At 49.7% G+C, this 12669-nt stretch carries 11 protein-coding genes and 1 tRNA gene; 6 read left to right on the forward strand and 6 right to left on the reverse strand.

From position 1 onward, the window contains the following. Position 1 precedes the first annotated feature (1 nt). Positions 2-1117: a 3-dehydroquinate synthase gene (aroB, locus tag IE094_RS00545; protein WP_189638627.1), complete on the forward strand. Its 1116-nt coding sequence runs from the start codon at positions 2-4 to the stop codon at positions 1115-1117. A 40-nt stretch (positions 1118-1157) separates the two neighbouring features. Here aroB and IE094_RS00550 read toward each other — a convergent pair whose 3' ends face one another. Beyond that, on the reverse strand, positions 1158-2120 hold the full coding sequence (locus IE094_RS00550) for a radical SAM protein (protein WP_189638628.1): 963 nt from the start codon (positions 2118-2120) through the stop codon (positions 1158-1160). Positions 2121-2279: 159 nt separating this feature from the next. Here IE094_RS00550 and zwf point away from each other — a divergent pair, with 159 nt between their 5' ends. The 3 genes from zwf to pgi are packed head-to-tail and all read left to right on the forward strand — an operon-like array spanning position 2280 to position 6050. Beyond that, entirely contained in the window at positions 2280-3737 is a 1458-nt protein-coding gene (zwf, locus tag IE094_RS00555) for a glucose-6-phosphate dehydrogenase (protein WP_189638629.1), read from the forward strand. Beyond that, positions 3734-4423 (forward strand): 6-phosphogluconolactonase, encoded by a 690-nt coding sequence (pgl, locus tag IE094_RS00560; RefSeq protein ID WP_189638630.1) that lies wholly within the window; start codon positions 3734-3736, stop codon positions 4421-4423. Before zwf ends, pgl begins: the two co-directional genes overlap by 4 nt. Before the next feature lie 10 nt (positions 4424-4433). After that, complete coding sequence (gene pgi, locus IE094_RS00565; protein WP_189638631.1) at positions 4434-6050, forward strand: glucose-6-phosphate isomerase; 1617 nt, start codon at positions 4434-4436, stop codon at positions 6048-6050. Here pgi and IE094_RS00570 read toward each other — a convergent pair. Then, entirely contained in the window at positions 6047-6802 is a 756-nt protein-coding gene (locus IE094_RS00570) for a hypothetical protein (RefSeq protein WP_189638632.1), read from the reverse strand. The genes pgi and IE094_RS00570 overlap by 4 nt on opposite strands. Positions 6803-6843: 41 nt before the next feature. Further along, positions 6844-6917, reverse strand: a tRNA-Gly gene (locus IE094_RS00575). Between the two features lie 149 nt (positions 6918-7066). Here IE094_RS00575 and IE094_RS00580 point away from each other — a divergent pair. Continuing rightward, the gene (locus IE094_RS00580) at positions 7067-7735 is read left to right on the forward strand and encodes a MarC family protein (RefSeq protein ID WP_189638633.1); all 669 of its coding nucleotides are present in this window, start codon (positions 7067-7069) and stop codon (positions 7733-7735) included. Between the two features lie 2 nt (positions 7736-7737). Here IE094_RS00580 and IE094_RS00585 read toward each other — a convergent pair whose 3' ends face one another. The 3 genes from IE094_RS00585 to IE094_RS00595 all read right to left on the reverse strand — a co-directional run bounded on the left by IE094_RS00585 (position 7738) and on the right by IE094_RS00595 (position 11154). Next, on the reverse strand, positions 7738-9780 hold the full coding sequence (locus IE094_RS00585) for an ASKHA domain-containing protein (protein ID WP_189638634.1): 2043 nt from the start codon (positions 9778-9780) through the stop codon (positions 7738-7740). A 119-nt stretch (positions 9781-9899) separates the two neighbouring features. After that, complete coding sequence (locus IE094_RS00590) at positions 9900-10388, reverse strand: VOC family protein (RefSeq protein WP_189638635.1); 489 nt, start codon at positions 10386-10388, stop codon at positions 9900-9902. Between the two features lie 82 nt (positions 10389-10470). Beyond that, complete coding sequence (locus IE094_RS00595) at positions 10471-11154, reverse strand: hypothetical protein (protein ID WP_189638636.1); 684 nt, start codon at positions 11152-11154, stop codon at positions 10471-10473. 274 nt (positions 11155-11428) lie between these two features. Here IE094_RS00595 and IE094_RS00600 point away from each other — a divergent pair, with 274 nt between their 5' ends. Continuing rightward, positions 11429-12397, forward strand: coding sequence for a Hint domain-containing protein (locus IE094_RS00600; protein WP_189638637.1), 969 nt, complete (start codon positions 11429-11431; stop codon positions 12395-12397). The last annotated feature ends 272 nt before the right edge of the window (positions 12398-12669 follow it).

A 12669-nucleotide genomic window follows, 5' to 3' on the forward strand; every position in this document is an offset into this window, starting at 1 on the left:
AATGCGCGAAACGGTTTATGTAAACTTGGCAGATCGGTCATATAACATTGAAATTGGCACGGGGTTATTGGCGCAATCGGGTGCATTTATCGCACCATTGTTAAAACGCCCGCGCGTGGCCATCATTACGGATGAAAATGTTGCTGCATTACATTTGGATGCGTTGAAATCTGGGTTGTCTGCGAATGGACTTGATGGGGATACATTGGTTTTGCCCGCGGGTGAATCCACCAAATCATGGGCGCATTTACAAGAATGCGTTGAATGGTTGTTGGAGCAAAAAATCGAGCGCGACGATGTGATCATCGCCTTTGGCGGTGGGGTGATCGGCGATTTGGTTGGCTTTGCCGCCAGCATTTTGCGCCGCGGCGTGCGATTTGTGCAAATCCCAACCAGTTTGCTAGCACAGGTAGATAGCTCTGTCGGGGGGAAAACCGCGATCAATTCACCGCGCGGTAAAAACTTGATTGGAGCGTTTTATCAGCCTCAGCTGGTTTTGGCCGATGTGGAATTGTTGGGTACGTTAACACCGCGCGATTTTTTGGCCGGTTACGGCGAGGTCTCAAAATATGGTCTGTTGGGGGACGCTAAATTTTTTGAATGGCTGGAAGTGAATGGCCCTGATTTGGCGGCGGGGAATGTTGAAAAACGTATCTACGCGGTGAAACGCAGTTGCGAAATGAAGGCCGCGATTGTTGGCGAAGATGAAACCGAACAGGGTATTCGCGCGCTCTTAAACCTTGGTCACACATTTTGTCACGCACTTGAGGCCGCAACAGGGTATTCGGATCGGTTGTTGCACGGTGAAGGTGTGGCGATCGGCTGTGCGCTCGCGTTTGAAACATCGATGCGATTGGGATTATGTAGCCAAGAAGCGCCAAGCCGTGTGCGTGAACATCTGCGTGCAATGGGTCAAAAGGTTGATTTGGCCGATATTGACGGTGAATTGCCAGATGCCGATACGCTCGTTGCGTTGATGGGGCAGGATAAAAAGGTCAAAGACGGCACAATCGCATTCATCATGGCGCGCGACATTGGCGAAGCCTTTGTCACACGTGATGTGGATATGGATGTTGTGCGTGGTGTTTTGTCCGATGCCTTGGCCGCGCGGCGCTGATTTTATGCCTTCGGCGAGGATATTTTAGACATTTGGAGCGTTACGCGCTGCAACTTGCCCCGCCAAGGACACAGAATTTTGCGCAATGAGGATGGTTGAGTTTCACGGGGCGTTCGGCTTGTTCCAGGGTTTCGCCAAGCTCAAATTCAGGCGTATTTGGCAGGAGCGTGCAGGCAAGCACGGCTGGCTTTTTGGCACCTTTGCGTTTGACCACCATACGCGAGCTAGAACACATCACATCATTTGGAGATTTGTCCAAAATGGTCCAACAGGCATTCGTAATTTCGGGAACATCCACAGTTTCGTCCATTTCAGGAAAAAGAACTGTTGTGGCAGGGTTGTTTGCGTCAATTTTGAAATCATGTTGGGAGAAAAGTTCGGCGTAGCCTGCACGGCTCGTTGCATCGCTATCACCAAATGCGGAACGCCCTGCGACATGCATTTGAAAATCGTTATCGCGCAGCCATTTCATACCTGCGAGGGTCACATCATAGCTGCCTTTGCCGCGTTCTGCGTCGTGCAGATCAGCGTTGAAATGATCAAGAGAAATGCGCAGGGTAAGTTTGTCGCCAAATGCATCGCGCAATGCCAACAATCCCGATTGAACCGATTTGCGCATCATCGGGCGCATCGCGTTGGTTAAGATCAAAACATCATAGCCACGTTCAAGGCAAAGCCGTGTAATATCAATCATTTGCGGGTTCATAAACGGTTCACCACCGGTAAATGCTATTTCTGTCGTTGGCCATTTGCGATCAACAATTTGATCCAGATATCCGCCGACCTCGGACGTGGTGATATAAACCAAACTGTCGTTTTTGGGTGAGCTTTCGATATAACAATTCAAACATTCGATATTGCACAATGTACCCGTATTAAACCAAAGCGTTGTGGGGTTATTCAACGGAACCGATGCTCGCATATCACCCTTGGCGGTGACATTCGGGTTTTCAAATTTACCCACAGGTGTTGCACCCAATTTATCGAAATTTTGGTCGTTCATTGTTCAAATTACCCCTTGCTTTCACCATCGCTAGCTTGAAACCCAAGAAAAAGAAAGTACCGCAAGGCGCATCTTACATAAATGTGAGGATGCGTGTGTCAGACCTTGCGCAAATGCGGTGGATTGATAACGTGCACATAAATAACGACAGAGGTTTCGATGGTTGCACAGGTCATACCCGTAGAAGATTTCGATTTGGTGATATTTGGTGGCACTGGAGATCTGGCCACACGCAAAATTTTGCCAGGGCTTTACCGGCGAATGTTATCGGGACAAATGCCCAAAACATCGCGAATTATTGCTGCGGCGCGATCCGATTATGATGCAGAGGCATTTCGCAAACATGTTCATGACGGTTTGATCGAACATGTTGATAAGGCGCTGTTGAAAAAGGGTGATGTTGATACGTTTTTAGGGCAGCTTGATTATTTGCAACTGGATATTTTCACCGAAGACGGTTGGAAAGCATTGGGCAAAATGTTGCGCGCCGACGTGATCCGCGCGTTTTATTTTTCCGTGGGGCCGTCACTGTTTGGCGAAATCGCGCGTCGATTGGTGCAATTTAAACTGGCTGATAGAGATGCACGCATTGTGGTGGAAAAACCGTTTGGGCGCGATTTGGAAACGGCCAAAGCGTTGAACGCGGAATTGGCGGAATGTTTTGCCGAACATCAGGTTTATCGGATTGATCATTATTTGGGTAAAGAAACCGTGCAAAACCTGATGGCGATCCGTTTTGGCAATGCGTTGTTTGAACCGCTGTGGAACGCGCAACATGTGGATCATGTGCAAATCACTGCGTCTGAAAGTTTGGGCGTGGGTGGGCGTGGATCATATTATGACAAATCGGGCGCGATGCGCGATATGGTGCAAAACCATATGATGCAGTTACTGTGTTTAACCGCAATGGAGCCACCCAGCAAGTTTGAGGCCAACGCCGTTCGCGATGAAAAGCTAAAAATTATCAAAGCGTTATCACCCGTCGCGCCCAATGATGTGGTGCGCGGACAATATAGCGCGACCGGGGATAAGGGCAGTTATTTACAAGATAGCGAAAACCCAGAGAGTAATACCGAATGTTTCGTAGCGATGAAGGTTGAAATCGCCAATTGGCGTTGGGCGGGCACACCATTTTATTTGCGCACAGGAAAACGATTGCGCAATCGGTTGACCGAAATCGCCGTGGTGTTCAAGGATCCGCCCCATTCGATTTTCGATGACACGGGCACACATCTGCGCGGCAATGCGTTGATCATCCGTTTGCAACCAGATGAGGGGATCACCATGCGTATGACGATCAAGGACCCAGGGCCAGGGGGCATGCGGCTGCGCGAAGTACCACTTGATATGACATTTGCGGAGGCGTTGGAGGGCGAGGACATTGATCTGCCCGATGCATATGAGCGGTTGATCATGGATGTGATCCGCGGCAACCAAACACTGTTTATGCGCGGAGACGAGGTCGAGGCCGCTTGGGATTGGATTGATCCGATTATCAATCAATGGGTGGAAAAGGGTCAAAAGCCAATTCAATATGATTCAGGCGGGTCCGGGCCAGATGACGCGTTAATGATTATGCACCGCGACGGGCGTCGCTGGCGGGAGATAGCACAATGACAAAACCATTTCACATATTTGAAAATCGCGAGGCGCTTATGTCTGGGCTTGCGGATCGCGTCGCGACTGAGTTGGGCGAGGCCTTATCCGCCAATGGTCGCGCCGTTTTGGCCGTGCCGGGTGGCACTACACCCGCACCATTTTTCGACGCATTGAATGTGGCGGATTTGGACTGGGCCAATGTGACGGTGATGTTGACCGACGAGCGTTTCGTACCCGAAACATCGGATCGTTCAAACACCACATTGATTAAACAGCGATTGTTACAAAATAATGCCTCGGCGGCGCGTTTTGTGCCGTTTTATCAACCTGCGGATCGACCAGAGGATGTTTTGGGCGATATTATTGGTGATGTGGCGGCGGCAATGCCATTGGATGTCTGTGTATTGGGAATGGGGGCGGATATGCACACCGCATCGATTTTCCCAGAGGCGGATTTGTTGGACGAAGCATTGGCGGACGATGCGCCGATCCTGTTGGCCATGCGTGCACCAGGCGCGCCAGAGCCGCGGATCACATTAACCGCACCAGCATTAAAAAGCGCAAAAAATATTCATGTTTTGATCGCAGGCGCGGAGAAAAAAGATGCATATAATGCTGCACTACGCGAACAGCCGTTAGCGCTATCGCCAATTCGTGTTATATTGGGTAAAGATGCCAATACGGATATTTTCTACGCTGATTAACGGAGCTATCATGCGCGACATTTGGAACGACCTTCAAAACCATCACAGCCATATCAAAGACCGCCCAATTGTTGATCTGTTCGATGTTGATGGCACACGGTTTTCACATTTCTCAACGAATGCCGTCGATATGGTTTTGGATTATTCCAAGACCAATATGGATGGCACCGCGCGCGGTTTGTTGTTTGATCTGATGCGCCAAACGGGTGTCGAAGCCAAGCGTGATGCGATGTTCGCGGGCGAGAAAATCAACGATACCGAAGGGCGCGCGGTTTTGCACACCGCATTGCGCAATCTGGCGGGTGTTCCGATTGTTTTGGACGGCGCAGATGTGATGCCATCGGTTTTGCAAACCCTTGAAGATATGAAATTATTTTCGTCCGCCGTTCGTGATGGTACGTTGACCGGTGTTGCGGGCAAGCCGTTCACCGATGTGGTCAACATTGGTATTGGCGGTTCTGATCTGGGCCCCGTGATGGCAACAGCGGCAATGTCGCCATATCATGATGGGCCGCGTACGCATTTTGTGTCCAACGTGGATGGTGCAGATATTCACGACACGTTGAAGGGGTTAAACCCCGAAACGACGTTGTTGATCATCGCCTCTAAAACCTTCACCACGATTGAAACCATGGCCAATGCGCAAACTGCAACCGATTGGATGAAATCGGCGCTGTCTGTTGATGATATTTCTGATCATCTGGTGGCGCTGTCAACAGCCGCTGACAAAACCGCGGCCTTTGGTGTGAAACCCGAACGCGTGTTTGGGTTTGAGGATTGGGTTGGTGGGCGGTATTCCGTTTGGGGGCCAATTGGGTTGTCATTGATGCTCGCCATTGGTGGCGATGATTTTGTGCAATTCTTGCAAGGTGCGCATGAAATGGACACACATTTCAAAACAGCACCGATGGAACAAAATATGCCAATGGCGCTGGCGATGGTTGGGGTCTGGCATTCCAATATCTGTGGCTATGCCACACGTGCGGTGCTGCCTTACGAACAACGCCTGACACGCTTGCCTGCGTACTTGCAACAGCTTGATATGGAAAGCAACGGCAAGGGCGTGGCGATGAACGGCGTGGATTTGCCACGCGATAGTGGCCCCATTGTTTGGGGCGAGCCGGGCACCAACGGGCAGCACGCGTTTTATCAGCTGATCCATCAGGGAACGCGGGTGATCCCATGTGAGTTTATGGTGGCACAATCAGGGCATGAACCCGATTTGGCACATCAACATGAATTGTTACAAGCCAACTGTTTGGCACAATCAGAGGCATTGATGTTAGGGCGCAGCGTCAACGAAGCACGTGCATTAATGGCCGCCACAGATTTAACCGGTGATGAATTGGAACGCCAAGCCCGCCACCGTGTGTTTAAAGGCAGCCGCCCAAGCACCACGTTGATTTACCCAAAACTCACGCCATATACGCTGGGTGCGATTATCGCATTGTATGAACATCGCGTGTTTGTCGAAGGCGTGATCTGGGGATTGAATAGTTTTGATCAATGGGGCGTGGAATTGGGCAAGGTTCTGGCCACAGAAATGCAAGGCTATGTCAGCGGGGCAGATGCCCCAGATGGCAAAGATGGATCAACGCTTGGCTTGTTAGCCGCTCTAAAACCCTAATTCTCTGGCAGCTTTAAAATCGCCTTCATCGGTGCGCCAATGATTTTTGTATTATCGGCGCGCCCTTTGACCAGCCACGCAATAGCAAAGGCCCAGATACAGATCGATTCAAGGATCAAAACAAGCGACACGCGATAGGCAAAATCGAGTACACCGCCAAACAGCCGATCCAAAACATAAAGCGATAGTAGTGCAATCAACGCGCCCAAAATCGTGCGCCCGGCCAGAAAATAAATCCGATCGCGCCCAGATTTACTATTGGTTTTTACGCCATGATTGACCATGCGAAAATTCACCAGACACAAGCGCGCAAGGATGGCAAAAAAACCAACCGCAGCGCCGTAATGGATATATTGGCTGACATCAAATTGAAACCATTGCTGGGGCAGGGTGCATATCGTGTTCCCCGCACAGGCGCGAAACGGAAAAAACGCCACACAAATCGCCAATAATCCGGCCATGAATGTCAGGTTCTTATCCGACCCAAACCCGTATGGTTCTTCGTATCCCTTATAGGTGATTAGAAAGAAGCCAATGGCGATTAACCCACCCGTAAAAACGTCACGCATGGGGGTGAAAAAATAATCTGATAATGTCGGCAAGACTCGATCATCCATCGCCAACATCAACCCGCCGATCACCAATACAAACGGAAATGCTAACCCCAGATAACCTACAGCACGACGGATGCGCAGAAACGATTGCGCCTCTGGTGTCGCGGCCTTTGGGGTATCTGGCGGGCTGTCTTGCATGCGATCAGCTTAAGGTAGAATTGCCGTTTGAGCAAGATTTCTGGAGCGGGTAACGAGAATTGAACTCGTAACTGAAGCTTGGGAAGCTTTCGTGATACCTTTTCACCATACCCGCGCCGCGCTTTCATAGTCGGAGTTTTTACGCTGTGCAATGGGGATTGGTAAAAATCTGTTTTGCCACGATGTGCCGCATTGGCTTGGCTTATGCGCTGTGCTAATGCAGCCACTGTTGTAAACATCGGTGTTTGCATTAATGGAATTTCAATGATGGACTGGTCAAATATATTACGTGAATTTATCACCCTGCTGGTGGTGATAGATCCCATTGGTTCGATACCGGTGTTTTTGTTTGCCACGGTGGGTGTGCCTGCTGCGTTGCATCGGCGTTTTGCCATTCGCGCAATTTTGGTCGCCACGGGTGTGTTGCTGTTATTCTTGGTTGGTGGACAGTTTGTATTGGAATCCTTGGGGTTGCGGCTTGGCTCGTTTCAAATCGCGGGTGGCATTGTGTTGTTCATGTTTGCCATGACGATGATTTTTGGTGAATCCAAACCCATGCGCGAAATCGAAGAGGCCGAGCGTGATCATCTGGCCGGTGCTGTATTCCCATTGGCGATGCCATCTATTGCATCACCTGGGGCCATGTTGGCGGTGGTTATTCTAACGGACAATCACCAAAATCCGATCGCAGATCAGGTGGTTACGGCGGGCTTGTTAGTGCTGGTTTTGGCAATCACGCTGATTGTTTTACTCTTTGCCACGCGTAGCCAGAAATTTCTGGGCGCAACAGGGGCCAGCGTGATTAGCCGCGTTATGGGGCTGGTACTGGCGACGGTTGCGGTTGATGCGGTACTGGGCGGGTTTGAATCGCTGGGTGTTCTGGATATCGTTGAGACCACGCCAGAAGTGTTGGAACCAGAGGTTACCCAATAACCCTAGCCCCGCCGACGGCGACGCCGACCACCATTGTCACCACCGCCAGTATTGAAATTAACATTTGGCAATGTCACGATGCTGTCCAATATCGGGAATGGTTCCACGCTATTAGGGATCGCGGATGCATTGACAAAATGTTCCTGAAAACGAGGCTCGATCGCCGTTTCGATCTTGTGAATATCACGAACCACTGTTTCAATATCGCGCCGCGCATCGGTGTTTAGCAACGCAATCCGCGCACCTGTACCCGCGGCATTGCCCGCCGACGTTACCTTAGCGATTTCGCAATCGGGGATCATGCCCAAAACCATCGCGTGTTTGGGGCTAATGTGGGCGCCAAACGCGCCTGCCAATACGATGCGGTCAACCTGATCGACCTCGAATTTATCCATCAACAGGCGCGCACCTGAATAGAGTGCTGCCTTGGCCATTTGGATTTCGCGAATGTCGCGGTTCGTCACGGTAATCAGTGGGCCGCCATCCGCCGTGCCATCAAAGACGCGATATGAATATGTGCGCCCATCTTGGAAACAGCGGTCTGTGCCTGTTTGTTCGGGGGAACCGATCAATCCTGCCTGATCGACAATCCCTGCGATGCGCATTTCGGCAACCATTTCAATGATGCCCGATCCACAAATCCCCGTAATGCCAGATGACAATATTTCGCGGTCAAACCCATCCTGATCAGACCAAACATCCGATCCAATCACACGAAAACGCGGTTCTTTGGTGACGGGGTCAATTTCGACGCGTTCAATCGCTCCAGGTGCGGCGCGTTGGCCGCTGGAAATTTGCGCGCCTTCAAATGCCGGGCCCGTGGGTGATGAACAGGCCAGAACGCGGGTTTTATTGCCAAGCAATATTTCCGCATTCGTGCCCACATCCACCACCAATACTAAATCATCCGATGTGTTTGGCGATTCCGATAATGCAACGGCGGCGGCATCCGCCCCGACGTGCCCCGCAATACACGGCAGAATATAAATTCGCGCCGCGGGATGGATTTTCAGATCAAGGTTTTTCGCACGTGTCGATACCGCATCTGATGTTGCCAGTGCGAATGGAGCCTGACCAAGCTCAAACGGATCAATGCCCAAGAACAGATGATGCATCACAGGGTTACATACAAATACCGCATCCAAAATCAGGGCAGGGTCAATTTCGGCCTCTGCCGCGATTTGGGTGAAAAGGGCATTCATGCCTTCGCGCACCGCACGGGTCATTTCAACCGCGCCGCCTTCGTTCATCATGGAATATGAAACGCGGCTCATCAAATCTTCGCCAAAACGGATTTGGGGATTCATGATACCGTTGCTGGCAACCACTTCGCCCGTTTGTAAATCACACAGATGCGCGGCGATGGTGGTGGAACCCAGATCAACCGCCATGCCATAAACGGAACCGTCGTAATATCCCGACCAAACCTGAACGATGCGCGGGCTGACGTAATCATCGCCCAGATGAACGGCACATGTGACCTTCCAGTCGCCCTTGCGCAGCGCGGATTGTAGGCCGGCGAAAATGGAAAAATCGGCTTCTAGCTCTGGTAAATCCCAATCCTTGCGCAATGCCGCGACCAGACGTTCCAGATCACCCGATGGTTCGTGCATGTCGGGTTGTTCAACCTCGACATAAAACAGCTTGGTCGACGGATTGACGATGATATCGCGTGCCTCTGCGCGTTTGCGCACGACTTGTTTGTGCACTTGGCTCTCGGGGGGGACATCGACCACGATATTGCCCTGAACCGTCGCCTGACAGCCCAAGCGCCGCCCATCAATCATGCCGCGTTTGGATTTGTATCGCTCCTCGACACTGTTCCATTGTGACAATGCGTCGGGCGCAACCGTAAGCCCATGTTTGGAAAATTCACCGTATGAGGGTGTGATTTGGCATTTGGAACAAATCCCACGTCCACCACAGACAGAATCCAGATCAACCCCCAATTGGCGCGCCGCTGTCAGGATTGGGGTGCCAACGGGAAAATTGCCGCGTTTGCCTGATGGGGTGAAAATAACCAGTGGGTTTTTGTCTTCGCTCATGGGGCTGCCTTTGTGTTCATTGCAAACCTTCTAGGCTGCTATTTGACCACAGGCAAGACGGCGCAGTGCATCACTTGCGCCGCTTTGGTGTTCATATTCGCCATGGTGTTGGATTTCGCCTAGGCCAATGCCAAAAGCGCATTCAGATCAAGCCGTTCTGTTGTCATTTGCAATTTGCCATTGCCATCGCGCGGCCATTCATTGCGTGGGCAATCCCAATACAATTCTACGCCGTTTTTATCAGGGTCGCGTAGGTACAACGCCTGTGAAACCCCGTGATCGGATGCACCGTCGATTTTATACCCATGATCCAGCAGTCGTTTCAAAATCTGTGCCAAATCTTTGCGGGTGGGATACAAGATCGCCAAATGAAATAACCCAGCCGCACGCACAGGTGCAGCTGGCATATCGCGGCTATACCAAGTGTTCAGCCCGATATGGTGGTGATAACCACCCGCCGATAAAAATACCGCGTCATCACCCATTTGTTCGGTAACCTCGAACCCCAACAGATCGCGATAAAATGTCAGTGCGCGTTCGATATTCGCGACCTTTAAATGCACATGTCCAATCGCGGTTTGTGCTGGTATTTGATATGTCTCCGTCATGATGAAAACTCCTTTGTTCGCCTGAAACATACGCTTAGGATTGCACCATTCAACAAAAAGCAGATAAACAGATTGTTTCCAATCAGCCGCGCAAAAACGCCATTGGGTCAATATCAAACACCAATATCGCCACGGGAATTGGGGCAACAGCAATCAACAGCATGATCATGATTAATGGCGTTGTGAACAAGCGGCTGAGCCCTGCGATCAACATGATTCCGCCACCGCCACCCAATAACGCATTGCCTGGAATGGACAGTGCCAAACCTACCAAAACATAGCGCCCATCAATCACAAAACGGCGTATCGGTTTTGGCAACTGGTCGCGCAACAATCCCACACGTTCTGACGGGGACAGGGGTGCGATACGCTGCAATAAATCGCAAGCACGGCGCATGTGCAGATCGCGAAACACCTTGTGCAAAAACCGATAGGGCGTGAATTGCCCAAGCAGAAATGCCAGCAATAACCCCAAAACCGTGGCGGCGTAAACCAACAGCACAATTTCAGGCCCATGCAACAACATCAAAGACAACGCAATTTCGATTCCGGGGACAAAAGGAATTGAAATCAGTATGATATAGGCAATAATTAATCCTGCGATCAACCCGAACATCACATGATCACTCTGTGTTTGTTTGGCCATTTCCATCGACCATGACATCAACCAAAAAATACCTGCAATGATCAGTGCCAACATTAACAGACGAAAAATCGTGCGCAAAATCGCGTAAAATGTTCTGGGCGGTGAAAAGTGATCCATCATGCCATGTTGTGCATGAATTTTGGTGAAAATAACAGGAGAAGTTTAAAAATTACAGCAGATGTCGGAGCCTGTTTCGTGAAAAGATGACATAGCGGAACAAACAAAAAAATGTGAGCCAACATACCTCGTCTGGGCTTTTTCGTATGTGCATTAGTTTTGCGCAATCGAAAGGGAACCGCTTGACTTTAAGAAAGAGTTAAATAACCTAAAGTTGAGCTATAGTAATCAAATCAATTTTTACGAGTGAAATTATTTTAATTGACTGGGTGGGGAAATGCCAGACAGTACGATTACACTTTTTGATCCGTTTCTTGGATTGGTCAGCGGAAGTGGTGACGCCACGATGTTGTTGACCGATTCTGACGATGATATGTTCGATCTACCTGATCAAACAGGGGATAATCAGGCGGCCTATTTGGATGGGTTGTCGGTTACCGTTAACGATATCGAACAGGCGATTGGCCCACAGTTGGTTGTAGCAATGGTTGATGGTTTACAGGTTGAACTGTCATTAACCCCAATACGTATCACGGTCGAAGACGGTTTTTTTGACAAAAGCTATGTGTATTTTCCAGGGCTCCCAGAGGGCGCTGAAATTTTGATCGGCCTATCGCTTCCTCTGTTATTCCCACTGGATGGACAAATTCCGCTGTGTCTTTGTTCAAAAACGCTATTAAAAACTGATCGCGGTTTGAAACCGATTGGGGAAATCTGTGTTGGCGATATGGTCGCGACGCTTGATAACGGGCATCAAGCAGTGCGTTGGGTGGGCAAGCAATGCGTTGATTTTATGAATAACCCAGAAATGCAAAATCACACACCGATTTTGATTCAAAAAAACGCGTTTGGAGAAAATAGACCATTTCAAGAATTGATTCTATCGCCACAACACGCCGTCATGCTTGATGGATGGGAACCGCTGGTGTTCACAGGCCAAGACGAAGTGTTTGCGAGTGCAAAGTCGTTGGTGAATGAAACCAGTGTTTGTAACTTGCCAGATTGCACGGAAATTGAATATTGTCACATTCTGTTCGATCAGCACCACGTGATATGGGCGCAGGGTCTAACGGTCGAAAGCCTGTTTTTGGGTGACTTAGCAAAAGATCATATTTTGCATCAAAAAAGAGCGGAACTGTTGTCAGTATTTCCCGATCTTGACGCATTGCGCAAAAATTTCAAACAGCGTGCCCGCAGCAAAGTAAAACCGTATGAAGTTGCTGCGATGTATGAAATTTGTGTTTGATTTGAGGTTGTTTTGAGACTTCGCAAATACGATGTGGAAAACTTAATTCCAGCTGTACGATTATTTGCGAAGGCGCGGAATAAGGCATTGAAAATTGGTTTTATAGACTACGGGGTGCAATACGTTCTGTAAAACGAATTTTGGATACCCTTGGCCAACGGATTGCATATCCATATTTGAGGCACTTAAACTCTTTGAAAGACGCTATAATTAAACTATATCAGGTCTAACATGTTAGTTAAGCCAGCATCCAAACCGAATGCTAGCCATAA

Origin of the sequence: Paramylibacter ulvae (genome assembly GCF_014652655.1) — a bacterium.
Taxonomy (GTDB): Bacteria; Pseudomonadota; Alphaproteobacteria; order Rhodobacterales; family Rhodobacteraceae; genus Amylibacter; species Amylibacter ulvae.